Source organism: Pseudomonas sp. NY15354 (assembly GCF_048068075.1).
Classification (GTDB): domain Bacteria; phylum Pseudomonadota; class Gammaproteobacteria; order Pseudomonadales; family Pseudomonadaceae; genus Aquipseudomonas; species Aquipseudomonas guariconensis_C.
Genome location: NZ_JBLUPV010000045.1, coordinates 1 through 24,434, shown reverse-complemented (window position 1 = coordinate 24,434; position 24,434 = coordinate 1). Strand labels below are relative to the sequence as shown.

The window sequence follows — 24,434 nt, the reverse complement described above, 5'->3', positions numbered from 1 at the left end:
CGCGGAAAGCTTGAATTGCTCTGTGTACTTGCCCATGAATCCCCCAAGGGTTGGATTGGTGTCCAACTTCTTGGGGGCAGTCCAACCTGTGGGAGCGGGTTCACCCGCGAACACCGGCGCAGCCGGTGCCAGACACCGCGCCGTTCTTGCTTCGGCCGTTCGACGATCGTGAGGCCAGCACCTACGCTTGAACCAGAGGGCGGTCCTGGCGCGCCCGGTCTTCGCGGGGTCATGGAGCGTCCTATGCGTCCACTGGTGGTTACGCTGCTGATGGTGTCCTGGGCCTGTGTCTGCCGGGCCGGGTCGCTGCCGAGCGTGCTCGACGGCAATGAGGTCGAACGACGCCTGCCCACCGCCAACCTGCCGATCGATACCTATCGTCCTCTTTCCCCGATCGTGCGCATGCCAGCCATGCAAGGCACACGGCCCGCAGGGCCTGCGAACACCTCTGTAACGGTACGCAAGGTGCGCTTCGAAGGCGGCACTGTGTACCTGCTCAGTGACTTGCGCGAGCACTACGAGCCTCTGGTCGGTCATCAGGTGACCCTGGATGAGCTCATGGCCGTGACCGCTCGCCTTACCGAGCGTTATCGGCGCGATGGCTACCTGCTCTCGCGCGCCTACCTTCCGCCCCAGGACTTCGCCGATGGCCGCATTCGAGTGATCTTGGAGGAGGGCTATATCAGTGAAACCCAGGTGCAAGGAGACATCGGCCCCGCCGCCGAGTACCTGGAACAGTTGCTGGACAAGCTCAAGGCCGAGCGGCCGCTGACGCGCGAGTCCTTTGAGCGCTATACCGGCCTGATCGGGCGCATGCCGGGGGTGAGCGTCGAGGCCGACCTGTTGCCCACAGACGGGCGCGATGACGCCATGCGCCTGGTGCTCCGCGCGACGCGCAAGCCGATTGGCGCCACGCTGACCCTGGCCGATGGCAGTCGCGAGTCCGCGCAAGCGCTGGTGGAGGTCGAAAGCCATGCCCAGACCCGTTTTGCCGAGCAGTTGAGCGCACGCGCTCTGCTGCCGCCGGGCGACGACGAGGCTCATTACTACCGGCTCGACTACCGCCAGTACCTGGACGCCGAGGGCAGTCGGCTGTTGCTTTCGGCCTCGCGCTTTCGCAGCGAGCCGCGCACTTACGTGCCCTTGGATGACGGCCGGAACCTGCGTCAACGCTGGGACAGCGAGCGCCTTGCGATCGGCATCAGCCAGACCCTGATCGCAAAACCCGATGAGTGGCTGGACGTGTTCGGGCATTTCTACACCACGGCCGACCATGTCGACGTTCGCACTGGCGAGCCTGCGCAGCAGGACGACAGTGACACGTATGTTCGCGCTGTGTCGTTCGAAGGGGACTGGCGCAAGGTCGAGGGTGATCGGCTACGCCTGGTCAGTGCCGGGGTGCATCAGGGACTGGACTATTTCGGTGCCCGCAGTGACAGCGCCCGGGACGTGGATTTCCTGCGCTTGCGCCTGGCCGCACTGCAGCGCGACCCGTTGGCGCGTGACTGGCAGGGCGTGGTCTGCGGCGCGCTGTACTGGAGCGGCAACGACCTGCCCGACAGCGAGCGCGTGTTGTTCGGCGGCCAGCATTTCGGGCGCGGCTACCCGGCCGACCAAGCCTCGGGCGACAAGGGATGGGGGTTGGCCTATGAGCTCAACTACAGCTTCCACCGCGAAAACACATGGACACGGTTGTTGCAGCCCTACCTGGTGCTCGATGCCGCCCGGGCGTGGTCGAACGGGCGCGATCTGGACCGGGCACGACTGGCCTCGGCAGCATTGGGGCTACGGATCGGGGATGGCCGCTTCTACAACCTGGCTCTGGAACTGGCCCAGCCCCTGGCGGATGTGGCGCAGGACAGCCTGGACCGCAGCCCTAGGGTCATGGTGAGTCTAAGTGTTTCCCTGTGAGGGCAGGCGGAGCACGAAAAGCTTGCGATGGGGCGCACAGCCCCCGGGTGATCAGCACACGACCTGCATCCGCGGCTTGGGGAACAGGTTGTCCAGCGTCTCCAGCAGGCGTGCGTGGTAGATGGGCTTGCGGAACAGGTCCAGCACCTGAAGGCGCAGCAGGTCGCTGATGTCTTCCATGTCGGCGTGACCGGACATGACGATCACCGGCAGATGCTGGCGGGCCGTGTGGTCACGCAGACGCTTGATCAGGCCGATGCCGCTTTCCTCGGGCATGCGCAGGTCAGTGATGACCAGGGCCACGTCCGGATGGCGGGTGAGCTGGAGCAGGGCGCCTTTGACCGAGGTGGCGGTCAGGCAGATGAAACCTTCGTTCTCCAGCAGTTCGGCGAGTTCGAGCAGGGCCTCTTCCTCGTCGTCTACCAGGAGGATCTGTTGACGCAAGGAAGAGAGTGGCATGGTCGGCTCCTGTCGAATGAGGTCCAAAATCGTCACTGCCATCCTGATCTTAGGTGCCGCCAGTCGTGCCGCCTCCAGTCGTGCCGCCAGTCCCACCACCGGTGGTGATGGCCGCCTCGATCTTGTCCATGACCGATTTGACATTGTTGGACACACCGGGGACGAACCCCGCCAGCACGACCGCCACCATGGCTGCGATCACCGCGTATTCGATACCGGAGGCGCCGTCCTTGCGCGTGATGAACTGTTTGCAGTGGAGAAGGATGCGTTTGAGCGACATGGTGCAACTCCTCGCGCGTTCGAGCGCTGATGGCGGGGAATCGCCTGTGTGATACCCCTTTGCCATCACAGAATTTGCCAACCTGGCGAAAGCCGCAAATGTAAGAACGGATTAATCCAAAAGTATTGGTTTTGAATAGGCGCGCTAAGTTTCTGTTTTGCTGAGGTGTCAATTTAGTGGCATCAAAAAGTGCCTGTTTCTCATGGCAATTTGTGGGCTCTGGACTACCTTGCAATAGCGAAATAGTTTCTTTTTGCCATCAGTTGAATGAGCGAACGGCGTAAGGGAATAGCGGATATGAGTAGTCGCTTGACCATGATGCTCGCCGGCTTCTTCCTGGTCGCCGCCCTGGCGGCCGGGTATTGGGGGCTGGTTCTCAGCCGCCCTGCGGCGCCCGTCGTGCAACCTGCCCCGGTGGTGGCTCCCGTTGTCGCGCCAGCTGCCGCACCGACCCCGGCCAAGGCCGAGGAGCCGGTGCGGCAGCAGATCGTCGTGCTGCGCCGCGACGTTGCTGCCAACACGCCTTTGACTCAGGACGATCTGTTGCTGGAGCGCCTGCAAGTGGTGCCGGCAGGGGCCTTTCAACGACTCGAACAGGCCCTCGGCCGCAGCAGCATGCGCCCATTGGCGGCAGGCAGTTGGCTTGCCGAAGACAGCTTCCAGGCAGGTGGCCCGCTGGCGCGGATGATCCGCCCCCACGAGCGGGCCGTCGCCGTGGCGGTCGACGATGTGATCGGTGCCGCCGGGCAGCTTCGCCCTGGCGACTATGTGGATGTGCTGTTGTTCCTGCGGGAAGAAAACAACAACCCCCAATCCTCAGCGCAAGTGGTGCTGCCCGCCTTGCGGGTGCTCAGTGTGGGCGAGCAGATGGGCCTGGCCAACGATGGCCGGCCGGCACAGACCCAGGAGGAACAGAAGGCCCGTCGCGATCAACCGGGCGGCGCGACCCGCACCGTGGCGCTGGCGGTGCCCGAAGCGCTGGCCAGCCGGCTGATGCTGGCGGCTCAGACAGGGACCTTGCGCCTGGCGGTGCGCAGTGCCGACGAGCAACGTCTGGCCCGCTACTGGTCCGCCCCTGATGCCAGCCCCCAAGTGGAAAACGCCAACCGCGACCTCTATCGTTTCAGTCAGCTCTCCCAGGTGCCGATTGCCAAGGCGGTGGCGCCCGGCAGCGGTGCTTCGGGCATGCAGATCATCCGTGGCGCCCAGGCTGCCGACACCTCCAAGACTCCGTGACCTAGCAAGGACGCCGCCATGCGTAGTATCGAGCGGATACTCAGACAGTTGTGCCCAGCCCTGACGATGCTGACGGTGCTGCCGATGGCCCAGGCGGCCGACAAAGGCTGCGCCGCGTTCAGCCAGTTGCCCTCGGTGATCGAGATGGACCAGGGCCTGCAACAGGAGCTGCGTCTGCCCGTGGCCATCAGCCGAGTGGCGGTGGGCGAGCCCAAGGTGGCCGATGTCCAGGCCAGCGGTGAGCGTGCCGTATTGCTGACCGCGGTGGGGCCGGGCAATACCAGCCTGATGCTGTGGACCGCCTGCGCACCGGCGCCGCACCGGGCCATGCTGTTCGTCAAAGGCCGGGCCAGCGCGGACATGGCCGAAGACACGATGCTGTCCGCGCAGGACCAACAACTGCCCAGCCAGGTGCAGGCCGATATCCGCTTCGTCGAGGTGCAGCGCAGCAAATACAAGGAAGCCGGGGCGCGGCTGTTCTTCAAGGGCTCGAACAACAGCCTGATCGGGTCGCCGGGCACTGTGCCGGGTACGCGCGTCACGCCCGGCGACGTGCCGATCGCTCGGCCGTTGATTCCGCTCAACGACAACGTGTTCAACATTGTCTGGGGCGGTGGCAGCAGCCGCTTTCTGGCGGCGATCAACGCTCTGGAAACCAGCGGCTTCGCCTACACCTTGGCCCGTCCGAGCCTGACCGTGCTCAGTGGCATGACCGCAAGTTTTCTCGCGGGGGGCGAAATCCCTATCCCGGTGCCAAGCACCGGCAGCGACAGTGTGACGATCGAGTACAAGGAGTTCGGCGTGCGCCTGGCCCTGACGCCCACCGTCGTCAGCCGCGACCGCATCACCCTCAAGGTCGCCCCCGAAGTCAGCGAACTGGACTACACCAACGCGGTGAACATCGCCGGCACCCAGGTGCCGGGCCTCAAGGTGCGGCGCACCGATACCAGCATCTCTTTGGCCGATGGCGAAAGCTTCATCATCAGCGGCCTGGTCAGCAGCAGTACCCGCTCGGGTGTGGACAAATTCCCGGGGCTTGGCGACCTGCCGATTCTCGGTGCGTTCTTCCGTCAGTCGACGGTCAATCGCGAAGACACCGAACTGCTGATGATCGTCACCCCTCATCTGGTCCAACCGCTCGCCGCCAATGCCCGCCTGCCGGAGTTGCCCGGTGAGCACCTGCGCACCTACGACCCCAGCTGGGGGCAACTGTTCTTCCTGGAAAACGGCAATTTCGAAGGCCGTAGCGGGTTATCACGATGAGCGAGAGCCTGAACCAGACCTACCTGGCCATCACCCGCAACGAGGATGATCTGCGCTGGCTGCAGGGCGCGCTGGCCCCGCTCGGACAGGTGATCGGGGCCAGCGGCGGTAGCCTCGACGAGTTGCTGGCCTTGGTCGACGTGACCTTCAGCAACCTGCTGTTCATTGGCCTGGACCGTGAGCAGTTGATCAACCAGTGTGCGCTGATCGAGGGGGTGCTGGAGGCCAAGCCGATGTTGGCCATCGTGGCCCTGGGCGATGGCATGGACAACCAACTGGTGCTGCACGCCATGCGCGCCGGTGCACGGGATTTCGTCGCGTATGGCTCTCGCGCCAGCGAGGTCGCAGGCCTGGTGCGGCGCCTGGGCAAGCGCCTGCCGGCGGTCACCAGCAACCCAAGCCTGGGCGGGCTGACAGTGCTTTACGGCGCCCAGGCCGCTGCCGATGGCGCGTTGCTGACCACCCACCTGGCGCGGGTGGTGCAGGAGAGCGGCCAGCAAGCCTTGCTGCTGGACCTTGGCCTGCCGCGCGGTGACAGCCTGGCCTTGCTCGGGCTGGACGCCTCGTTCTATTTCGGCGATGCCCTGCGCCATCTGCGTCGGCTCGATGGCACCCTCATCGACAGCGCCTTCCCCCGTGACAAGGGCGGCTTGCGCATCCTGGCCTATGCCGACAGCGACGACCCGCTGCAACAGACCAGCGCGGCCGAGCTGTACATGTTGCTCAGCGCTCTGCGACAACACTTCCAGCACATCGTGGTCAACCTCACCGGGCAGGGCGACAACGATGCCTTGCGCACCATCGTCAGCCATTGCGACAAGCTGATCGTCTACACCGACCAGAACATTCTCGAGTGCCGGCGCAACCTGGAGGTGCTCGAGCAGTGGCGTGACCGGGGCATCAAGCTCGACCATGCCGTGCTGCTGGTGGACCGCTACCTGCGCAACGTGGCGCCTGACGCCGATACCTTGGCCAAGCGCTACGGCCTGAGTTTGCTCAAGGCGTTGCCCTATAGCCCGGAGATGCGCCTGAACGCCAAGAACCAAGGCCTGAGCCTGTTCGAACTGGCCCCCCGGGAGAGCCTGACCCAGGCCCTGCATTACCTCGGCGAGCGACTGGCGCGGCGCTCGGAGCATTTGGCCAAGCCCACCGCCACCACCTGGCTGCGCCGCCTGTGGAGCCATAAATGAGCGCCGACGAACCCTTTGGCGGCCCGCGCCATGCCGGAGCCGACCCGCAGGCACTCAAGCGTGCCCTGCACCGTTTTGTCATCGATGCCATCGAAGACAGCGGCCGCAACCTGCTCGAAGGCGCGCGGCCCGCACTCACCCAGTTCGTCGTGGAGCAGGTTGGTGACTACGTGGCACGCCTGCACCTGGCGCTGTCGCGCTACGAGACCGAGCGCCTGGCCGAGGAACTGGTCGATGAATTGACAGGCTACGGCCCGCTGGAAGTGCTGCTGCGCGATGCCAGTGTCACCGAGATCCTGGTCAACGGCCCGCACCGGGTCTTCGTCGAACGGGCCGGGATGCTCCAGCGCACCGACCTGCGCTTCATCGACGCCCATCACGTGGAACGGGTGATGCAGCGCATTCTCGCGCCGCTCGGGCGACGCCTGGATGAGTCCTCGCCGATGGTCGATGCGCGCCTGCCTGACGGCAGCCGGGTCAACGCGATCATTCCGCCGGTGGCGTTGGACGGGCCGTGCCTGTCGATCCGCAAGTTCCGCCAGGACATGCTCAAGAGCGCCGACCTGCTGGCCACCCGGGCCATCGACCAGGCCATCTTCGACTTCTTCGAGCGTGCCGTGGCCCGGCGCTGCAACATCCTCGTCAGCGGCGGCACGGGCACGGGCAAGACCACCTTGCTCAATATCCTCAGCCAGATGATCTCCCCCCACGAGCGCCTGGTGACCATCGAAGACGTGGCGGAGCTGCAACTGCACCACCCGCACGTGGTGCGCCTGGAAACCCGGCCACCGAATGCCGAGGGACATGGCGAGATCAAGGCCAGCGAGCTGATCCGCAACGCTTTGCGTATGCGCCCGGATCGCATCCTGCTCGGTGAGATCCGCGGCGCCGAGGTGCTCGATGTGCTCACCGCGATGAACACCGGACACGACGGTTCGATGAGTACGGTGCACGCCAACACCGCCCAGGATGCATTGCTGCGCCTGGAGACCTTGGTGGGGCTGACGGGGCGCCAAGTGGCCGAGAAGACCCTGCGGCAGATGGTGTGCGCGGCGCTCGACGTGGTGATCCAGCTGACCCGCCTGGCTGATGGCCGGCGTTGCGTCAGCGAAGTGCTGGAGGTGGTCGGGGTACGTGACGATGTGTATGTCACCAACACCTTGTTCCGCCTCGACCGGCGTGGCGGCGAGGTTTTTTTGCGCGACGCCCCCAACCCGGCAGGCGTCAAGCTGCGTCAGGACGGGGTGATGTGATGGGCCCGCTGCTGCTGGCGCTGGCGCCTTTGTTGCTGGGGGCTGCGTTGCTGCTGTTTCGTCGCAGCCAGTACAAGCGCCGCGAGGAGCGCATTCTGCTGCGGTTGGGGCGTGCCTACCAAAGCGTGCGCATTGGCACGGCCAGGCGTGAATGGCTCGATCCGCTGCTGCAGCGCGCGGGGCTGGCCCAGGGCGAGGTCAGCCTGCGCCCTTGGCTGTTGGGCTGGCTGGCCTTGGTGGTGCTTGCCCTGTTGCTGGCGGGCTGGGTCGCGGCCCTGCTGGTGCTGGCAACGCTGCCACTGCTGGCCTACCTCTACCTGGGTTGGCGCTGTCGCCGCCGTTTGGCGCAGATCGTCGAGCAACTGCCAGGGCTGCTGGACTACAGCGTGCGCAGCCTCAAGGCCGGTCGCACGCTGAGCGATGCGGTGCTTGGCGGGATCGAGGGCACGCGCGAGCCGTTGCGTTCGGCCATGGGCCGTGTGCAGCGCAACGTGCGTATGGGCGTGCCGTTGGAGGAGGCCGTGCATGAGCTGGCGGAACTGTATGAGCAGGACGAACTGCGTCTGTTCGCCTTGGGGCTGCGCATCAACCAGCACTATGGCGGCAATGCCAGCGAGCTGATGGAGAACCTGATCAAGTTGATCCGCGAGCGTGAGCAGGGCGCTCGCCAGCTCAGGGCCATGACCGGCGAGACGCGGATCACTGCCTTGATTCTCGGGGCATTGCCACTGGCCATGGTCGGCTACTTTTTGCTGGGCAACCCCGGCTACCTGATGACCATGTGGCACGACAGCCAGGGCCAGATGATGTTGCTGTTCGCCTTCGCCCTGCAGGCGGTGGGGTGCCTGATGCTCTGGCGCATGATGAGGAGCCTGTGACCATGGCCTGGCTGATCTGTGCCGCGTGCCTGTTCGCAGGCTTCGTTGTGTTGAGCCTGCAGGCGTTGCGTGAGATCCGCGCCCGGCAGATGGTCGCCCGGCGCCTGCAAGGCCAACTGGCACGTGAGGAGCGGCTGGGGGACTGGCTGCATTGGTTGGGGAACTCGGCGTTGGGCCGGCGCCTGCAGACCCTGGACAGCGAAACCCAGACCCTGCTGGAGCGGGTGGGCTGGCGTCGTAGCCGTCACAGGGCGTTGTTCGCGGCCCTGCAACTGGGGCTGCCGGTGTTGGCGGCGGGCCTGACGCTGTTGCTTCAGCAGGGTGGCCTCGGCCATGGGCTGGTACTGCCCCTGTGTGCTCTGGGCGTCGGGTATCTGCTGCCCAAGCGCCTGTTGGCGATGGCGGCGTTGCGCCGCCAGCAACGCATCGCCCAGGAGGTGAGCCTGGTGATCCCTCTGCTGCGCATTCTGTTCGAGAGCGGCCTGGCGGTCGAACAAGCTTTACGCGTGCTGAGCCACGAGAGCCGCACGCTGGTGCCGCACGTCAGCGAAGAGCTGCGGCTGGTCTTGCAACGCGTGGACTCGGGCCTCGCGCTGGGGCCGGAGCTGGAAAAGACTGCACGCCTGCTGGCGGTGGATGAGTTCATCGACACCTGCGTGATCCTGCGCCAACTGCTGGTGCAGGGCAGCGGTGCAATGAAGTCGCTGCTGGGGCTCAAGACCTTGCTCGATGATCGGCGCCTGACACGTCTGCAGGAGCGGGTCTCGAAGATGTCGGCAAAGATGTCGGCGGTGATGATGATGTTCTTGTTCCCGGCCTTGATCATTGTCCTGGCCGGACCGGGTTTCACCGCACTGACGCGGGCCCTGGCGTTCTGAGAAAGGAAGAGTCGGATGAAAGCGATCCTGTTGTTCACCGGGCTGTTGTTGCTGGCAGGCTGTGCCGGCCAGCCACCCGAGGGGTTTGCCCGGTTGCTGGGTACCTCGTCCTGCGGAAAGCCCAGTGCCGATCAGCAACTGGCCCTCAACCTGGCGGACGAGATGCTCAACGACGGGCGCCCTCACGCCAGCTACGCGCACCTGCAGCAACTGCCGGACGACCTCGACCAGGTGCGCCTGCGCAAAGCCAAGGTGCTGCGTCTGCTTGGGCGTAGCGAGGCCGAGCCGTTGTACCGCAGCCTGCTCGGCGGCTGCCTGGCGGCCGAAGGCGAGCACGGCCTGGGCCAGCTCGCCTCGGCACGCGGCGACGATGCGCAGGCGCTGCGCAATCTGCAACGGGCCGTGCGCCTGGCGCCGACTGACGAGAAGGTGCGCAACGACCTGGGAGTGGTGCTGATGAACCTGGGCGATCATGAGCAGGCGCGCTTCGAGTTCCTGACTGCCATCGAGCTCAAGGACGACAATCCGCTGCCTGCGGTCAACCTGGTGACCTTGTCGCTGGTGGAGGATAACTGGCAACAGGCCGCCGACCTGGTGGCCCGGCTAGGGCTCAAGCCTGAGCAGTTCGCCGAGGCCCAGGCCCGGGCCAAGCAGTTGCGGGAGACCGGGCGTGGCTCGGTGGGTTGAAGCCAAAGGAGGCGTTGCGATGTTCAAGCCGATGATGATTGTGCTCTGCCTGTCCTGCCCGCTGCTCGCCCAGGCCGAAGACCCGCCTCGCCTGCCGCCGCCGGACAGTACCGCCGAAGCCTGGTTGCGGGTGCAGGCGAGCAACCAGCAGGCCTCGCCGAAGACGCAGAAGCAGAGCGCGACAGAGCGGGAGCTGTCCCTGCAGCGTTGGTTGGACAGCTACAAGTACCCGATCCCCGATGCGTTTCGCTATCAGTCGATGAGCACCACCGGTAACTGATCGGCTTTACAGAACGCGTCGCCGAGTTTGCGGCCGCTGTGCGGCCGATCGCGGCGCAAGGCCGCTCCTACAGGATCAGCGCAGGCGTTGGGAATGGTGTGATTGGTGTGCACGTGGATTGCGGCCGCTGTGCGGCCGATCGCGGCGCAAGGCCGCTCCTACAGGATCAGCGCAGGCGTTGGGAATGGTGTGATTGGTGTGCACGTGGATTGCGGCCGCTGCGCGGCCGATCGCGGCGCAAGGTGCTCCTACAAAATCAGCGTCGAAACCCTGTAGGAGCGGCCTTGTGCCGCGAAAGGGCTGCGAAGCAGCCCAACCCCGCAGTGAAACGCGACTCAGTGGGTGGAGAAACGCTGGTTCACCGGCGAGGCACCTGGCATCAGTGCCAGGGCCAGTTGGGTACGGTTGTGCATGTGGGTCAGGCGCAGCACCTGCGAGACATAGAGCTTGACGGTGTTCTCGGTGATGCCCAGCTCGCAGGCGATCTGGTAGTTGGTCTTGCCTTTGCCCACGAGCCTGGCCACTTCCAGTTGGCGAGGCGAGAGCTTGTCGAACACCGGGGGCAGTTCGGCCTCCGGCTCCTCGAGGTCCGTGGCGCGGCGGTGCATGCCTTGGCCGCGGGCTTTTTCCAGGTCCTGGTAGAGGACGTCGATGGACTCGGCCAGCTCCTGCAGGCGTTGGTTCAGGTGCCCGAGTTCATGGAGGTTGCGCCGGCGCTCCAGCAGCGCCTCCTCCTGGCGTCGCACGCCGTCGAGCAACTCCTGCAGGTCGACGGGCTTTTGGTAGTAATCGGCAAAGCCTTCACGCAGGGCGCGGATGATGTCCTGCTTCTCTGCTTGTCCGGTCAGCATGATCGCCTCGAACACGCGCTGGCGACCGGTGAGTTTCTTCAGGGCATGGACCATCTCGATGCCATCGATCTGGGGCAGGTGCAGGTCGCACAGGACCAGGCCGATCTGCTCGTCGGCCTGGTAGCGCTCGATGCCCTGGATGGCGCTATGGGCCGGGGTGCAGGCGTAGCCTTGGTTTTCGAGGTATTCACACAGCTGTTCCACCACCTCTGGCTCGTCGTCGACGACCAGTATCTTCACCGTGCTGGGGTACTTGTTCACGATCAACTCCCTGTTCGTTCTGGGCCCTTGTTCCTGTGCTGGGCGCTAAAGACGGTAGTCGGTGTTGGCGAGTTTGCACAAGGTTTGTACACGTGAGGTGTCGTCACTGAATCCATACGGCTGTCAGCAGAAAGCCCACCAACACGTAGGGCGCGAAAGGTTGTTTGTCGCCGACTTCTTCGGCCAGTTTCTGCAGGCGCTTTTTCACCTTGGGGTTGAGCAGGATCCACAACCTGCGCCGCCCCAGCAGCCAGGCCAGCACGGTGATACCGGCTCCGATGAAGGTGCCAAGCACGTACTGGGGGCTGGTGGCCAAGGCCAGGGCGCCCATCAACTTGACGTCGCCCGCGCCGAAGCGGCCAAGCATGTAGCCGGGGAGGGTGAGCAGCATGACGATGGCCAGCGCCCAACCGGCGTCGCTGGGGTCGGCGCCGATCCAGCTGTGCCCGGTGGCGAACAGCCAGACCAAGGCGCAGGCCGCAACGCCCAGGGTCAGAGCGTTGGAAAGCTGCCGTTCACGGATATCTTGTTCGGTGCACAAGGCAAGCCACATCAGGAGAACAATGCTTTGCATTGGCAAAATGCCATCCCTATTCGTTGAACGGTTCTATGCTGTGTTTCAGGTGTCATAGTCAGGGTAGACGCGAACATGAAAGCAAGCCTGGCAAGACGGCAAAAAGGTGCGGCAGCCATCGAGTTCGTCGCAGTCTTCATGGTTTTTTTCGCGGTGTTCTACGGGTTGGTCAGCTATGCATTGCCCATGCTGATGGTGCAGTCGTTCAATCAGGCGGCCAGCGAGGCGGTGCGCCGCTGCGTGGCACTCGAGCCCGGCAGCGCCGCTGCCAGTTACAACACCGTGGCGCAGCAGGCGATCGACCAGCAGTTGGCCTGGATGCCCGCAGCCCTGGGCTTCAGCGCGGTCAAGGATGCCAAGGTCGAGCTGAGCGGCAAGCTGTTGACCGTGACGATCCAATACCCACGTGAGCGCCTGACCCGCGTACTGCCAGTGCTGGTGCTGCCTGTGATCGGTGAAGTGCCGCACCTGCCCGAGCAGTTGCAGGCCAAAGCGAGCCTGCAACTGTGACCGGGCTGTTCGACCGTTGGCGTGGCGCCCCACAGGCAACGATCCCCGAACCCGAGGCGCCTGCCGCCGTCGGCCTGCAGCTGTGGCTCGATCCGCAAGGCTGCGTGCAGCGCTTGTCCGGGCCGTTGCGCACGTTGCTGGCATTGCCACTCAAAGGCAGTGGTCGGGTCCATGACTACCTGGAGCGACACAGTTGGCTGGTGCTGGAGGGGGAGCCAGCCGATTGGCAGGGGCAACCGCTGGACCTGGATTTTCGGACCGCCACCGGCAACCCCTTGTGCACCCGTGGCTGGTTGATGCGCCAGAGCGATGGCTGGTTGCTGCAGGTGTTCGATATTGGCGATCTGCTGCTCGAACGGACCCATGCCTGGCGGCACCAAGGCGAATGGCAACTGGCCCAGGACATCGACCGCGCTTTGCGCGAGTGCAGCGCGGAACGTCTGACCTCGTGCGTGGCGGCGCAATTGCAGCATCTGGCCGAGCGCTGGCATGTTCCTGCCGTGCGCCTGATGCTGCCGCAAGCTTCGGGTTGGCGCACTTTCGCCGGCAATGAGGGGCACTGGCCATGGCCGGATGATGCCCGTCTGCAACCCTGGTTGGCAGGCCTGTCACCGCATCCCCAGACAGCGAGTACGCTTCCTGCGCAGTTGCTGACGCTGTGTGGCGGCGTTTCGCTGTTCGTGTTGCCCTACCTTGAAGGTTCGCAGGTCCAGGCCTGGTTGCTGTGTGCCGGTGGGCAACAGATGCCTGCCGATGCGCACCTGTTGTGGCGGGCTTTGATCGAACCACTGCTCAGCCGCCATCGACATGTTCGGCTGCAACATCAGAGCGGTTACCTGGAGCAATTGCAGCAACAGCTGGGCGCAGGCTGGTGGGCTTGGTCCCGCGAGGACGGCATGCAACTGGACCCGACGCTGGCCGCGCGCCTTGAGCTGTCGCATCAGCCCAGCCTGGAGCAATGGCTGGCACGCCTGCATCCTGCCGACCGGGAGCCGGCGCGCCTGGCCCTGGAGCAGGCGTGCACGGGTGGGGAGTTGAGCCTGAGCGTGCGCGTGCCGGCCCTTGACGGGCAAGGCGATCCGGCCTGGCTGCATTGGGTGGGCCGCGTGCAGGGCAGCGAGCTGCGCGGTTTTCTGCTCGACATCAGCGCGCTCAAGGCCCAGGAGCTGCAAGCGGGCGCGGCGCGTACACGCCTGGAAAGCCTGATCGCCAGTTCACCTGCGGTGATCTACATCCAGCGCTACACCGAAGGTGCCCTGCACAGTGAATTTTTCAGTGCCAGCCTGATGCCGCTGTTGGGCTGGGCGACGGACAGCGAGCAGGCCCGCCAGCCGGGCCTGGCCGTGCATCCGGACGACCGCGCGCTATGGCTGGAGCGTACCCGCGCCCTGCTGCGTGACGGCCAGGCCCGCAGCCGCTATCGCCTGCGCGACAGCCGGGGCGGCTACCACTGGATACTCGATGAGGCACGCCTGCTGCGTAACGACCTGGGCCAGCCGCTGGAGGTGGTTGGCCTGTGGCTGGACGTCAGCGAGGCCACCGAGGCCGCCGACCGGGTACGCCAGAGCGAGGAGCGCTACCGGGTGCTGGTGGAAGACTCCCCGGCGATGATCTGCCGTTATCGCCCGGACCTTGCCCTGGTGTTCGGCAATCGTCCGTTGGCCGACTACCTGCAATGCACGCCGGAGCAGCTCGAGGGCATGAACCTCGGCCAGTGGCTCTCGCAGGAACAGCGCGAAGCGTTCGTGGCGCGCTTGCAACTGCTGACCCCCGAACAGCCCATGAGCAGCGCCGAAATCTGCCTGCAGTTGCCCGGTCGTGAGCACGCCTGGTGGGTCTGGGCCGATCGCGGGCTGTTCGATGAGCAGGGGCGGCTGCTGGAGATCCAGGCGGTGGGCCGTGACAACACCGAGGTACGACGCAGCCAGCGGCAACTGCTGCAAGGCGCCAAGATGGCGACCCTCGGCGAGCTGACCACCGGCTTGCTGCATGAGATCAACCAGCCGCTCAACGTCATGCGCATGGCTGCGGCCAATGCCCTGAAGCGCCTGGAGAACGGCACGGCCGAGCCCTCCTATCTGGAGGACAAGTTGCACCGCATCGAGGCGCAGATCGAGCGTACCGCACGGCTGGTGGACCACATGCGCGTGTTCGGTCGCCGCTCTGAAGTCGAGCGCCAGCGCTTCGCCGCCTGGAGCGCTGTGCAGGAGGCGTCAGCGATGCTCGAGGAAAGCCTGCGGGGCAAGGGCGTCAGCCTGCGGATCGAGACGCCCGAGGAGCAGCCGCTGGTGTTGGGGCACAAGGACCAACTGGAGCAGGTGATGATCAACCTCATGATCAATGCCCGCGATGCCTTGCTCGAGCAACGCCGGGCCGAGCCTTGGATCAGCATTCGCCAGACACTGCACCCCGGGCAACTGTGCCTGTGGGTGGAGGACAACGGCGGCGGCATCGACCCACACGTCCAGGCGCGTATCTTCGAGCCGTTCTTCACCACCAAGCCGGCCGGTGTCGGCACCGGGCTGGGGTTGTCGGTGAGCCATGGCATCGTCGAAGCCATGGAGGGCAGCCTCAGTGTGGCCAATGGGGACGAGGGGGCGTGCTTCAGGGTGTGTCTGCCGGTTTACAGCACCAACTGAGCACGGCCACTGGCGCAACTGAGGTTGGCGCCGACTTCGGCGTTGACCAGGTCGATGCCGAGCATATTGAGCAGCATGTCCACCAGCGGATCGATGATCGGGCTGAGCAGGTTCTTGATCAGCGGTTCGAGGATGCTTTTCACGCCGTCGAGCAGGCCTGCGGTCAATACCATGATCTTGCCCAGGCCGCTGTTCGCGGTGGGTTCGTAGGCCTCCAGGTGAATCCCCAGCAAGGTGTCGCTGAGGCTGCTGACCACGTTGCTGTTGGCGGTCGCCATTGCCAGGTAGTGAGGGGGCTGGCCAATGTCGGGTGGCTCGCTTGTGCCCTGGAACACCAAGTCATGTTCGCCCTGGCCATACCCCAGCACCTTGCTGTCGACACGCACGCCAATGCCGCCGCCGGCGAAGGGCACGCGGGTGCCGCAGACGGGCGGCAGAATCAGAAGGCGGCTGCAGACATTGGTGCCGATGTCGATCAAAGGCAGCGCCTTGTTCGCGCTGGTGCCTTGGGCGAAGAAAGCGTCGGGCGAGTCGAAGCTGCCCACCGAGATCTTCACGGCGGAGCGGTCGGTGAGGGTCGTCAGGCGCTTGGGGGCGCAGCTGTAGCTGCTCTGGAGCGGGGGTTTGAGACGGCTGGTGGCCTCGCCCACTTCCAAGCCGATGTCCAGGTGCACTTTGTTTGGCATCAGTTTGATGTCGCTGACCTTGCACGGGATGCCCAGGCTGCACGTCAGCGACTGTACGGTGCCGAACAGGTTCAGGCTGAGCAGGTTGTTCAGCACGTTGGTCAAGGGGGCCGCCAGGTCGAGCACGGCGTTTACCAGGCCGAAGATGGTGTCGAGCACGGGCAAGTCGACGGATACGAGCACCTTGACTTGGGCGGTGTGCACCCTGAGCTCGTCTTTTGAGGGATCGCCTATCGAGGAAATCTGTGGTGGCTCCAGCACCTTCACCCGCACGCGACCATTGGCCAGGCCAAGCAGGCTGGGTGACAGGTCAATGCCGACGGCGCTGTCACCGGCCGCGAGCAGGAGCATGCCATGGACGAGTTGAAGCAATTGAAGGCTGGTATCAAGCCCTGCTTTGGCGGTACCGCTCTGGATGTCGAGCAGTTCATTCAGGTGCAATACCGTGCCACCGCCTGCGGACGCCACCCGCCCCAGATTGGTGACCACATCGACCGCCGCGCCACTTTGCTGCAAGACCTTCACGGCGGCTTGCAGCAGTTGGGTCGCGCTGGCATCCGTACCGAGCAGTGTCTGGTAGTCGCCGGCCTTGATGTTCAGGTCCACTGCCAGCTGATCGAGGTACTTGAGCAGGTTTAGCTGTGTATCGGCCAGGCCCTGCCAGCCGGCGACGTCGAGCTGCACATTCCCGCCCAGAGGCGCCAGCAGTGCGTTGAGCAGCGCTGCCTTGCGGCTGTCGAGGGTGACCAGGGTGCTGCGAATGCGCAGCATCGCCTGGGGCTGCGTGGGCACCGAAGCCACGGCGCTCGCGGTCAAGGTGCTGGTCAATGGCAAGCCGTCGCCTTTGACCAAGGCAAATACACCCGCGGCGACGCTGGTGGGGACGGTATGGCTGACCTGGACCCTGATCGCCTCATTGCGCGAGGCATCGGCGGTGAAGGCGCGCAGGTGATCGGCACCGGTTTGCACATGGCCGCAACTGGCGATCAGCGGGTCGCTGGGGTCATGGCCATTGCGGGTGGCGGCGGTGCGCGCAAGCGTGGTGGCCTGTGGGCCGGCGCCGGTGCACACGGCATGTTGGCCGGCTGCCTCCAGTGCTGCCATGTCGGCGATGCGCTGAAGCTTGCGTTGCTCCATATAGAGCCGGCCGCTGTCGACCACCAGCAGCATGAACAGCAGGGCAAGGCCCAGGGTGAGCGCGGCCATCAGACCGATCGCGCCGCGTTGGCGTGCGGGAGAATGAAAAACCACGGGCACTCCTTTGCAGGCCTCTGGCCAGGCAGCGCGGCAGCGGTGAAAGCAGTGTAGTAAAGATGATGGCAAATTGCCTTGCGCGGTCGATGAGTCGCGGCGATATCACCGGCCCATTCGCGGGTAAACCCGCTCCTACAGGTTCTGTGGTGCTTTCAAGCTTGTCGCTGTGCCTGTGGGTGCTCTCAACACCACCGCTGGACCTGTGGGAGCGGGTAAACCCGCGAACACGGGCGAAGCCCGTGCCATCACCGCGCCGCCCGCTTACTGCCGGCGCGGTGGATAGTGGGACATCACCTGGGTCACGGTCTTCTGGATCGCGGTGTTGCGTTCTTCTGGACTGGGCGGGTAGTTGTTCATGATCTGTTCGGCGCTGGCACGCCAGACCAGCTTGCCGTCACGACCGTCGAACATGTCCACCTGGATGGTCGCGACCTTGTAATCGACGCTGCGGGTCTCGTTGTACATCGGCCCGCCCCAATAACCCCCCCAGTACCCACCCCAGGCGCCGCCGTAGTTGGTGGTGATCTGCTGCTGGCGCTCTTCGACGATCAAATAGGCGCGCACCTTCACATCGGCCTGGGCATTGCCCTGTACCGGGCGCAGGCCACGCTGGTCGAGTTGGTCGGCCACGGCCTGGCGGATGCGCTGCTCGGTCAGGTCGCTCTTGATCCTCGGGTCGTCCGGGCGGTACTGCAACGCCGGTTCCTGCCAGGCCCAGCTGCGGTAGGCAGCAAAGTCACGGCTGGCATCGAAATCCTGGGTGACGTTGTTGTTGGCGCAGGCAGCGAGCAACAACGCGAATGACAACAGAACGAGGCGGCGCAACATGATGGTTCTCCGTTGGACACTAACTGGGAGGATAGCCGCTCAACGCCTTGCCCACTGACTCGCGCAAGGCGTTTTCGCGGTCCCGTGGCGAGTCCTTGCCGCTGCCACTCTCGGCGCTGGCGCTCCACACCGGTTGGCCGTCGCGAGCGTCGAACAGGTCGATGCGCACCACCATCACTTCGACTTCGTAGGTGCGCACGATCGGCACGCTGCCATAGGCGCCATAGCCATTGCGGTAACCGCCATAGCCGATGCTGCCGTAGGGATACGGGCCGTAATAGGGGTCGTAGTAGTCGTAGTCACGCACCTGGCGCACGCGGCGCTCCAGACGGATGTCGGCGCTGACCAGAAGATCCGCGGCGTTACCGCGAGCAGGACGCAGGCCATGCTGATCGAGTGCGCTGCTGACCGCGTCGGCCAGTTGCGAAGGGTCGGCGTTGGCATTGGCACTGGGCGGTTGGTCGTCGCGCCAGCGCCAGCTGCGATAGCGGCCATAGTCGCGCGGCGGTGCCGGGTAGGCGCTGGCGTCGAAGGTGGTGGCTGCCTGGGGCGGTGCCGGCGGCAGTGGCCGGCTGCTGGCGACATAGGGGTTGCTGCCCTGGCAGGCGGCCAGGGTCAGGGTGAGCAATGCCAGGCACAGTTGCGGGTACGGCATGTGGTCCTCCCGGCGAGCGGGTCAATGCGGTCGGCAGATCCAGTGCAGGTAGCGGCCAAGCCCTGCGAAGCTGGGGTGGCGGCGGTGGGCAAGCTCCATTTCCAGCAGGTCGAGCAGCTCGGCCTTGGCCTGGAAATCCTTGGGCATGTAGTCGTGGAACACCCGTACACCACTTTCACTTTCGACTTGCCACATGGATTCAAGTTGCGCCTTGAGCTCCCGTGGATCAAGCGGTTTCTGCGGGGTCAGGCTCTGGCTTTCACCGGCCAGGCGGTTGTTGCGCAGCTTGCGGAAATGGCCTTTGAGCAGGTTGCGATAGACCAGTGCGTCGCGGTTGTAGAACGCCAGGGACAACCAGCCACCGGGCGCGGTCAACTGGTGCAGCACCGGCAGGATGCTTTCGGGCTCGGCCAGCCATTCCAGCACGGCGTGGCACAGCACCAGGTCGAACGGCTCGGTCAGTTGCCCGAGCAGGTCCTGCCAAGGGGCCTGGATGAAGGTGGCCGCCTGGCCTGCCTCGGCAAAGCGTGCGCGGGCACCGTCGAGCATGGGGGCGGCGGGCTCGGCGAGGGTCAGGTGGTGGCCGCGTTCGGCCAGCCAGAGGGCCATGTGGCCCAAGCCTGCGCCGATGTCCAATACCCGCAAGGGGCGGTCGGGCAGGGCTTCGGCGAGGTCGGCCTGAAGGACCGCGAGGCGGATCGCGCCTTTGGCGCCGCCATAGATCTTTTCGGCGAAACGGCTGGCCAGCTCATCGAAATGACGGTCGTTCATTTGGCAAAGCGCCTCTCGCTATCGGCCAGCTTGGCACGCACCACTTCGTTCATGTCCAGGCCCAGTTCGCTGCACAGCAGCAACAGGTAGAGGACGATGTCGCCCACTTCCTGGCCGGCATGTGCGAGGGTTTGCGGTGGGAGCTGGCGCGACTGATCCTCGGTCAGCCATTGGAAGATCTCCACCAGTTCAGCCATCTCGACGCTGGCGGCCATGGCCAGGTTCTTGGGGCTGTGGAAGCCGCGCCAGTCGTTGGTGTCGCGGATCCGGTGCAGGCGTTCGGTCAGTTCTTGCAGGTTCATTGGGCTCTCCTAATGGCGCATAGCTTCGGATGAGCCTGGCTGCAAAGCAAGCACCTCGGGCTGCAGGGCAGCCCCGGGGGCTAGAGGGGCTGCCAGCGCCCGAGCATGTGCTCAAGCGCCCCATGCCCTTCCAGGCGCAGCACGCCTTCCGGCCCGGCTTCGCTGGCGCTGAGCACCACCTCCGCGGGCAGACGCACGGGTTTGTGGAAATCCACCGCGAAGGCATAGCCGCTGGCCGGCAGATGCCCGCGCAAGGCGGCCATCGCCATGGCCTTGGTCCACATGCCGTGGGCGATGGCGGTGGGGAAGCCGAACAGGCGGGCGCTGGCGGCGCTCAGGTGGATCGGGTTGTAGTCGCCGCACACCTTGGCGTAGCGCCGACCGATATCACTGTCGGCGTACCACCGGGTGACTTCGGGCAGGGCGCCCGGTTCGACGGCGGGCTCCTCAGCTCCCTGGCCTTCGAGGCGCAGGCCGCGTACCAGCATCCGGCTGGTTTCCCGCCAGAGCAGGCCCAACCCATCCTCGGCCTCGGTGACCAGATCGAAGGTGCCGCCCTTGGCATGGGGTTGCAGGTTGTCGGCGTACACGGCAAAGCGCAGGCCATCGATACCGCCCAGCGGGCGGTGGACCTGGATCTCGTTGTGCAGGTGGACCAGACCGAGCAGCGGGAAGGGGAAGTGGTGGGCCGTGAGCAGTTGAAGCTGCAAGGTGAAGGCCATGATGTGGGGATAGGTCGGCGGCAGGCGGCCATGGTCGGCGAAATGGCACAACCTGCGATAGGCCGCCAGGTTGTCGGGCTGCACCCGCAGGTAGCAGCGCAGGCCTGCCTCGGGCAATCGGTCGCCGCTGATGCCGCGTTTGCGCAGCGCCCGCAAGTACAGGCTGGCGCGGGCTTCGGGGCTTTGCAGGTCGTGCCAGGGACGCGTCATGGTCATGCCCCCATCAGTGCTTGGCCACATACCCGCAGGACCTGGCCATTGACCGCGCCCGTGCCGGGCTGGCTGAGCCAGGCGATGGCCTCGGCGACGTCCTGGGGCAGGCCGCCCTGGCCCAGAGAGCTCAACCGCCGCCCGGCCTCGCGCAGGCCCATGGGCATGGCGGCGGTCATGTGGGTTTCGATAAAGCCCGGGGCCACGGCGTTGATGCTGGCGCCGCGTTTAGCGAGCGTGGGGGCCCACGCCTGGGCGAAGCCAATCAGGCCAGCTTTGCTCGCCGCGTAGTTGGCCTGCCCGCGATTGCCACCGATACCGCTGACCGAGGCGAGCAGGGTGATGCGTGCGCTGTCGTGAAGCTTGCCGGCGTCGAACAGCGCCTGGGTCAGGACCTGCGGGGCCTTGAGGTTCACGGCCAGGACCGCATCCCAGTATTCGGGTGTCATGTTGGCCAGGGTTTTGTCGCGGGTGATGCCGGCGTTGTGCACCACGATGTCGATGCCGTCGGGCAGGGCTTCGACCAATTGAGCCGGGGCGTCGTTGGCGCAGATGTCCAGCGCCAGGGCCTGGCCACCCAGGCGGGCGGCCAGGGCGTCGAGGTCTTTTTGCGCCTGAGGGACATCCAGCAGGATGACCTCGGCGCCATCACGGGCCAGGGTCTCGGCGATGGCGGCGCCGATCCCTCGGGCGGCGCCGGTCACCAGGGCGCGGCGGCCGGCCAGCGGGCGGGTCCAGTCCTCGACATGGCTGGCGCAGGGGCCCAGGCGCAGCACTTGTCCGCTGATGAAGGCACTGCGGGGCGACAGGAAGAAGCGCAAAGCGCCTTCGAGCTGGTCTTCGGCAGCCTTGTCGATATACAGCAACTGCACGGTGGCGCCGTCTCGCAGCTCCTTGCCCAGCGAACGGCTGAAGCCTTCCAAGGCGCGCTGGGCCACGCTGGCCTGCGGGTCCTCGAGGTTCTCGGGGGCGCGCCCGAGGATCACCACATGGGCGCAGCGGGCCAGGCTGCGCAGCAGCGGCTGGAAGAATTCACGCAACTGGCTCAGATCGTCGCTGTTGGCCAGGTGACTGGCATCGAACACCACGGCCTTGAGCTTCGGCCCCAGGCCCGCGACCCAGGTCTGGGCCTGCAGGCCTTCGCCATTGAAGCTGTACAGGGTGTCGGTCAGGCGCGGGGCGATGGCCTCCACCTGGGCTGCCAGGGGCCCACCCCCGATCACCAGGGCGCCCTCCACAGGACGCAGGCGCCCTGCCTGCCATCGCTCCAGCGGCGCCGGGCGGGGCAGGCCCAAGGCATCGACAAGACGTCGGCCAAGGTTGGAGTTGGCAAAGCCGAGATAGCGGTCGCTCATGTGCGGGTCTCCCAGGGGACAAGCTTGCAAGTGTGGACCAAGTTTGTGTCGAGGTCGTTCGACTGCGGTAAAAACACCTAGTCTGTACGGATCAAATTGTTTCAGAAGGAACATGCGCCATGGTTTCACCCCGTCGCGTCGCGATCCTGGGCGCCAACCGAATCCCGTTTTCCCGCTCCAACGGCATCTATGCCAAGGCCAGCAACCAGGCGATGCTCACCGCCGCGCTCGAGGGGCTCATCGAACGCTGCCATCTGCACGGCCTGCGCCTAGGTGAGGTGGCTGCAGGCGCGGTGGTCAAGCATGCCCGTGACATGAGCCTGACCCGCGAGAGCGTGCTGGGCTCGCGGCTTTCGGCGCAGACGCCGGCCTATGACGTCCAGCTGGCGTGTGGTACGGGCCTGGAGGTGGCGCTGCTGGCGGCCAACAAGATCGCCCTCGGGCAGATCGACAGTGCCATCGCCGGTGGCGTGGACACGGCGTCGGACGTTCCGATCGCCGTCAATCCGGGGCTGCGCCGCATTCTGTTGCAAGCCAACAGCGCCAGAACCTGGCCCGAACGGCTCAAGCCATTTCTCAAGTTGCGCCCCCGGCATCTTTTGCCCGAGCTGCCGCGTATCGAAGAGGCGCGCACGGGGCTGTCGATGGGCGAGCATTGCGAGCGCATGGCACAGACCTGGCAGATCGACCGTGCCGAGCAGGACGCGCTGGCCTTGCTCAGCCATCAACGGCTGCTGGCCTCGTTCGAGGAGGGCTGGCATGAGGACCTGCTCACGCCTTATCTGGGCCTGGCCCGGGACAACACCCTGCGCCCGGACCTGACCTTGGAGCAGTTGGCCAAGCTCAAGCCTGCGTTCGACCGCAGCGGGCAGGGCACCCTGACGGCTGGCAACTCCACGCCGCTGACCGATGGCGCCTCATTGGTACTGCTGGGCACCGAAGAGTGGGCCAGGGAGCACGACTTGCCTGTGTTGGCGTATCTGGTGGATGGCGAGACTGCGGCGGTGGATTTTGTCACCGGCCACGAAGGGCTGTTGATGGCGCCTGTCTATGCTGTCCCCCGGTTGCTGGCGCGCAACGGGCTGAGCCTGCAGGATTTCGACTACTACGAGATTCACGAAGCCTTCGCCGCCCAGGTGCTGTGCACGCTCAAGGCCTGGGAGGATGAAAACTTCTGCCGTACGCGCCTGGGCTTGTCGCAGCCGTTGGGCGCCATCGATCGCAGCAAGCTCAATGTCAAAGGCAGCTCGCTGGCGACTGGCCACCCCTTCGCGGCCACCGGTGGGCGCATCCTGGCGAACATGGCCAAGTTGCTGGCCACGGCCGGCAAGGGCCGGGGGTTGATCTCCATTTGCGCGGCGGGTGGGCAGGGGGTGACGATGATCGTGGAGCGGTGAGAGGGCGGTTTCTGGGCTGCTGTGCAGCCCATTGCAGGCTTCGCCAGCGCCTACTGACGCAGTGGTCGGCGAACCATAGCTGTTAGGCTTGTCGGACTGCACACACAAGAGCCTGTCATGTCGAGCACCGGCCACCTGCGCGCGCCTCGCGCCATTCCGTCACTTGAGCGCCTGCCCAGGCCGCTCTACGCCCGTGCTGAAAGCTTGGGCGCCGGGTCCTGGACCACGCGTCATCGTCACGACTGGGTGCAGTTTTCCTATGCGATCAGCGGGGTGCTGGGCGTCTACACCGACGATGGCAGCTACTTCGCCCCGCCTCAGTGGGGCGTCTGGATACCCGCCGACGCCGAGCATGAAGTGGTGACGTCAATGCAGGCGGAAATGCGCAGCCTGTATGTGCGCCGCGATGCCTGCACCTGGGCGCCGGAGCGCTGTCGGGTGCTGGAGGTCACACCGCTGGCGCGGGAGCTGATCAAGCAGTTTTGCCTGTTTACGCCGCACTACCCGGAGGGCGATAGCGTCGAGTCACGGTTGGTGGCGGTTTTGCTCGATCAATTGCGTACCTTGCCTGAAGTCGGGTTTTCCCTGCCGTTACCCCGTCATCCGGGGCTGTTGGCGCTGTGCAATGGCCTGATCGCCGAGCCCGACCAGCCCCAGACCCTGCAGCAATGGGCCCGGCAACTGCAATGCTCGGAGAAGACCCTGATGCGTTTGTTCCAGCGCGAGACGGGCCTGAGCTTTCGCAATTGGCGCCAGCGCATGCGGCTGTTGTCGTCGCTGGCTTTGCTGGAGGCGGGGGAGAGTGTGACCGAGGCGGCGTTGGGTTGTGGTTACGATTCCACCTCGGCCTACATTGCGGCGTTCAAGCAGTTGTTCGGCTCCACGCCCGGGGAGTTGCGGTTCTAGCGCCGGCCCTTTCGCGGGTAAATCGGGGTGCCAAATCCGATTTACCCGCCAAGGGTATGACTCAGGTGCGGAACCGGCGCACCAAGGCATCCAGTTCATTGGACAGCCCCGCCAGGCTTTCGGAATCCTGACGCGCGGCCTGGGCCAGCTCGGCCACCAACTGGGCATCGCCGTGGATCTGGCTGATGTGGCGGTTGA

Annotated in this window: 24 protein-coding genes; 13 read left to right on the top strand and 11 right to left on the bottom strand. The window is 65.4% G+C overall.

Annotated features, from left to right (window positions below):
• Positions 1-243: 243 nt before the first annotated feature.
• Entirely contained in the window at positions 244-1,911 is a 1,668-nt protein-coding gene (locus tag ACNFCH_RS24835) for a ShlB/FhaC/HecB family hemolysin secretion/activation protein (RefSeq protein WP_337160330.1), read from the top strand.
• 51 nt (positions 1,912-1,962) lie between these two features.
• Here the strand turns inward: ACNFCH_RS24835 and ACNFCH_RS24830 are convergent, their stop codons facing one another.
• On the bottom strand, positions 1,963-2,370 hold the full coding sequence (locus ACNFCH_RS24830) for a response regulator (RefSeq protein ID WP_337160331.1): 408 nt from the start codon (positions 2,368-2,370) through the stop codon (positions 1,963-1,965).
• 49 nt (positions 2,371-2,419) lie between these two features.
• Positions 2,420-2,650, bottom strand: a complete 231-nt coding sequence (locus tag ACNFCH_RS24825; RefSeq protein WP_416744310.1) for a Flp family type IVb pilin — start codon at positions 2,648-2,650, stop codon at positions 2,420-2,422.
• A 297-nt stretch (positions 2,651-2,947) separates the two neighbouring features.
• Between ACNFCH_RS24825 and cpaB the strand changes: the two genes are divergently transcribed.
• Genes cpaB through ACNFCH_RS24785 form a run of 8 tightly spaced genes read left to right on the top strand, consistent with a single transcriptional unit; the run spans position 2,948 to position 10,315 of the window.
• Complete coding sequence (gene cpaB / locus ACNFCH_RS24820) at positions 2,948-3,886, top strand: Flp pilus assembly protein CpaB (RefSeq protein WP_337160333.1); 939 nt, start codon at positions 2,948-2,950, stop codon at positions 3,884-3,886.
• An 18-nt stretch (positions 3,887-3,904) separates the two neighbouring features.
• On the top strand, positions 3,905-5,149 hold the full coding sequence (locus tag ACNFCH_RS24815) for a type II and III secretion system protein family protein (RefSeq protein ID WP_416744307.1): 1,245 nt from the start codon (positions 3,905-3,907) through the stop codon (positions 5,147-5,149).
• Positions 5,146-6,339, top strand: coding sequence for a pilus assembly protein (locus ACNFCH_RS24810; protein WP_416744305.1), 1,194 nt, complete (start codon positions 5,146-5,148; stop codon positions 6,337-6,339). The genes ACNFCH_RS24815 and ACNFCH_RS24810 overlap by 4 nt, the downstream gene beginning before the upstream one ends.
• Positions 6,336-7,592, top strand: coding sequence for a CpaF family protein (locus ACNFCH_RS24805; protein WP_337160336.1), 1,257 nt, complete (start codon positions 6,336-6,338; stop codon positions 7,590-7,592). The genes ACNFCH_RS24810 and ACNFCH_RS24805 overlap by 4 nt, the downstream gene beginning before the upstream one ends.
• Positions 7,589-8,470: a type II secretion system F family protein gene (locus ACNFCH_RS24800; RefSeq protein WP_337160337.1), complete on the top strand. Its 882-nt coding sequence runs from the start codon at positions 7,589-7,591 to the stop codon at positions 8,468-8,470. The genes ACNFCH_RS24805 and ACNFCH_RS24800 overlap by 4 nt, the downstream gene beginning before the upstream one ends.
• 2 nt (positions 8,471-8,472) lie before the next feature.
• Complete coding sequence (locus ACNFCH_RS24795) at positions 8,473-9,348, top strand: type II secretion system F family protein (RefSeq protein WP_337160338.1); 876 nt, start codon at positions 8,473-8,475, stop codon at positions 9,346-9,348.
• Positions 9,349-9,363: 15 nt separating this feature from the next.
• On the top strand, positions 9,364-10,035 hold the full coding sequence (locus ACNFCH_RS24790) for a tetratricopeptide repeat protein (protein ID WP_196169178.1): 672 nt from the start codon (positions 9,364-9,366) through the stop codon (positions 10,033-10,035).
• 19 nt (positions 10,036-10,054) lie between these two features.
• A complete protein-coding gene (locus ACNFCH_RS24785) occupies positions 10,055-10,315 on the top strand; it encodes a DUF3613 domain-containing protein (protein ID WP_196169177.1) in 261 nt (86 codons plus the stop codon).
• Between the two features lie 335 nt (positions 10,316-10,650).
• Here the strand turns inward: ACNFCH_RS24785 and ACNFCH_RS24780 are convergent, their stop codons facing one another.
• Both ACNFCH_RS24780 and ACNFCH_RS24775 read right to left on the bottom strand, forming a co-directional pair.
• The gene (locus ACNFCH_RS24780; RefSeq protein WP_416744302.1) at positions 10,651-11,427 is read right to left on the bottom strand and encodes a response regulator; all 777 of its coding nucleotides are present in this window, start codon (positions 11,425-11,427) and stop codon (positions 10,651-10,653) included.
• Between the two features lie 103 nt (positions 11,428-11,530).
• Complete coding sequence (locus tag ACNFCH_RS24775; RefSeq protein WP_070090402.1) at positions 11,531-12,001, bottom strand: A24 family peptidase; 471 nt, start codon at positions 11,999-12,001, stop codon at positions 11,531-11,533.
• A 75-nt stretch (positions 12,002-12,076) separates the two neighbouring features.
• Here ACNFCH_RS24775 and ACNFCH_RS24770 point away from each other — a divergent pair, with 75 nt between their 5' ends.
• Positions 12,077-12,511: a TadE/TadG family type IV pilus assembly protein gene (locus ACNFCH_RS24770; RefSeq protein WP_337160388.1), complete on the top strand. Its 435-nt coding sequence runs from the start codon at positions 12,077-12,079 to the stop codon at positions 12,509-12,511.
• Positions 12,508-15,150: an ATP-binding protein gene (locus ACNFCH_RS24765; RefSeq protein ID WP_416744299.1), complete on the top strand. Its 2,643-nt coding sequence runs from the start codon at positions 12,508-12,510 to the stop codon at positions 15,148-15,150. The genes ACNFCH_RS24770 and ACNFCH_RS24765 overlap by 4 nt, the downstream gene beginning before the upstream one ends.
• On the opposite strand, the gene ACNFCH_RS24760 is transcribed toward ACNFCH_RS24765, so the two are convergent.
• From ACNFCH_RS24760 to ACNFCH_RS24730, 7 genes are all read right to left on the bottom strand, one after another.
• Positions 15,135-17,087, bottom strand: coding sequence for a pilus assembly protein TadG-related protein (locus ACNFCH_RS24760; RefSeq protein ID WP_337160390.1), 1,953 nt, complete (start codon positions 17,085-17,087; stop codon positions 15,135-15,137). The two genes, ACNFCH_RS24765 and ACNFCH_RS24760, sit on opposite strands and share 16 nt — an antisense overlap.
• Before the next feature lie 264 nt (positions 17,088-17,351).
• Positions 17,352-17,918, bottom strand: coding sequence for a DUF4136 domain-containing protein (locus tag ACNFCH_RS24755; RefSeq protein ID WP_416744297.1), 567 nt, complete (start codon positions 17,916-17,918; stop codon positions 17,352-17,354).
• 19 nt (positions 17,919-17,937) lie between these two features.
• Positions 17,938-18,573 carry a DUF4136 domain-containing protein gene (locus ACNFCH_RS24750; RefSeq protein WP_337160392.1) on the bottom strand — a complete coding sequence of 212 codons (636 nt, stop codon included), beginning with the start codon at positions 18,571-18,573 and terminating at the stop codon, positions 17,938-17,940.
• A gap of 21 nt (positions 18,574-18,594) precedes the next feature.
• A complete protein-coding gene (locus ACNFCH_RS24745; RefSeq protein WP_416744295.1) occupies positions 18,595-19,344 on the bottom strand; it encodes a methyltransferase domain-containing protein in 750 nt (249 codons plus the stop codon).
• Positions 19,341-19,646, bottom strand: a complete 306-nt coding sequence (locus ACNFCH_RS24740) for a MazG-like family protein (RefSeq protein ID WP_196162645.1) — start codon at positions 19,644-19,646, stop codon at positions 19,341-19,343. The genes ACNFCH_RS24745 and ACNFCH_RS24740 overlap by 4 nt, the downstream gene beginning before the upstream one ends.
• Positions 19,647-19,726: 80 nt before the next feature.
• A complete protein-coding gene (locus tag ACNFCH_RS24735) occupies positions 19,727-20,578 on the bottom strand; it encodes a MaoC family dehydratase (protein WP_337160395.1) in 852 nt (283 codons plus the stop codon).
• A 2-nt stretch (positions 20,579-20,580) separates the two neighbouring features.
• Positions 20,581-21,933 (bottom strand): 3-oxoacyl-ACP reductase, encoded by a 1,353-nt coding sequence (locus ACNFCH_RS24730; RefSeq protein ID WP_337160396.1) that lies wholly within the window; start codon positions 21,931-21,933, stop codon positions 20,581-20,583.
• Positions 21,934-22,052: 119 nt separating this feature from the next.
• Between ACNFCH_RS24730 and ACNFCH_RS24725 the strand changes: the two genes are divergently transcribed.
• Both ACNFCH_RS24725 and ACNFCH_RS24720 read left to right on the top strand, forming a co-directional pair.
• Positions 22,053-23,330 carry an acetyl-CoA C-acetyltransferase gene (locus ACNFCH_RS24725; protein WP_416744292.1) on the top strand — a complete coding sequence of 426 codons (1,278 nt, stop codon included), beginning with the start codon at positions 22,053-22,055 and terminating at the stop codon, positions 23,328-23,330.
• Between the two features lie 117 nt (positions 23,331-23,447).
• A complete protein-coding gene (locus ACNFCH_RS24720; RefSeq protein WP_416744290.1) occupies positions 23,448-24,236 on the top strand; it encodes an AraC family transcriptional regulator in 789 nt (262 codons plus the stop codon).
• Positions 24,237-24,434 lie beyond the last annotated feature (198 nt).

Excerpts from the sequence above, each read along its gene's own strand:
- ACNFCH_RS24720 (WP_416744290.1), top strand. The coding sequence starts at position 23,448 with ATGTCGAGCACCGGCCACCTGCGCGCGCCTCGCGCCATTCCGTCACTT.
- ACNFCH_RS24785 (WP_196169177.1), top strand. The coding sequence starts at position 10,055 with ATGTTCAAGCCGATGATGATTGTGCTCTGCCTGTCCTGCCCGCTGCTC.
- ACNFCH_RS24770 (WP_337160388.1), top strand. The coding sequence starts at position 12,077 with ATGAAAGCAAGCCTGGCAAGACGGCAAAAAGGTGCGGCAGCCATCGAG.
- ACNFCH_RS24745 (WP_416744295.1), bottom strand. The coding sequence starts at position 19,344 with ATGAACGACCGTCATTTCGATGAGCTGGCCAGCCGTTTCGCCGAAAAG.
- ACNFCH_RS24815 (WP_416744307.1), top strand. The coding sequence starts at position 3,905 with ATGCGTAGTATCGAGCGGATACTCAGACAGTTGTGCCCAGCCCTGACG.
- ACNFCH_RS24730 (WP_337160396.1), bottom strand. The coding sequence starts at position 21,933 with ATGAGCGACCGCTATCTCGGCTTTGCCAACTCCAACCTTGGCCGACGT.
- ACNFCH_RS24775 (WP_070090402.1), bottom strand. The coding sequence starts at position 12,001 with ATGCAAAGCATTGTTCTCCTGATGTGGCTTGCCTTGTGCACCGAACAA.
- ACNFCH_RS24830 (WP_337160331.1), bottom strand. The coding sequence starts at position 2,370 with ATGCCACTCTCTTCCTTGCGTCAACAGATCCTCCTGGTAGACGACGAG.
- cpaB (WP_337160333.1), top strand. The coding sequence starts at position 2,948 with ATGAGTAGTCGCTTGACCATGATGCTCGCCGGCTTCTTCCTGGTCGCC.
- ACNFCH_RS24790 (WP_196169178.1), top strand. The coding sequence starts at position 9,364 with ATGAAAGCGATCCTGTTGTTCACCGGGCTGTTGTTGCTGGCAGGCTGT.
- ACNFCH_RS24795 (WP_337160338.1), top strand. The coding sequence starts at position 8,473 with ATGGCCTGGCTGATCTGTGCCGCGTGCCTGTTCGCAGGCTTCGTTGTG.
- ACNFCH_RS24755 (WP_416744297.1), bottom strand. The coding sequence starts at position 17,918 with ATGTTGCGCCGCCTCGTTCTGTTGTCATTCGCGTTGTTGCTCGCTGCC.
- ACNFCH_RS24805 (WP_337160336.1), top strand. The coding sequence starts at position 6,336 with ATGAGCGCCGACGAACCCTTTGGCGGCCCGCGCCATGCCGGAGCCGAC.
- ACNFCH_RS24810 (WP_416744305.1), top strand. The coding sequence starts at position 5,146 with ATGAGCGAGAGCCTGAACCAGACCTACCTGGCCATCACCCGCAACGAG.
- ACNFCH_RS24825 (WP_416744310.1), bottom strand. The coding sequence starts at position 2,650 with ATGTCGCTCAAACGCATCCTTCTCCACTGCAAACAGTTCATCACGCGC.
- ACNFCH_RS24835 (WP_337160330.1), top strand. The coding sequence starts at position 244 with ATGCGTCCACTGGTGGTTACGCTGCTGATGGTGTCCTGGGCCTGTGTC.
- ACNFCH_RS24725 (WP_416744292.1), top strand. The coding sequence starts at position 22,053 with ATGGTTTCACCCCGTCGCGTCGCGATCCTGGGCGCCAACCGAATCCCG.
- ACNFCH_RS24735 (WP_337160395.1), bottom strand. The coding sequence starts at position 20,578 with ATGACGCGTCCCTGGCACGACCTGCAAAGCCCCGAAGCCCGCGCCAGC.
- ACNFCH_RS24740 (WP_196162645.1), bottom strand. The coding sequence starts at position 19,646 with ATGAACCTGCAAGAACTGACCGAACGCCTGCACCGGATCCGCGACACC.
- ACNFCH_RS24750 (WP_337160392.1), bottom strand. The coding sequence starts at position 18,573 with ATGCCGTACCCGCAACTGTGCCTGGCATTGCTCACCCTGACCCTGGCC.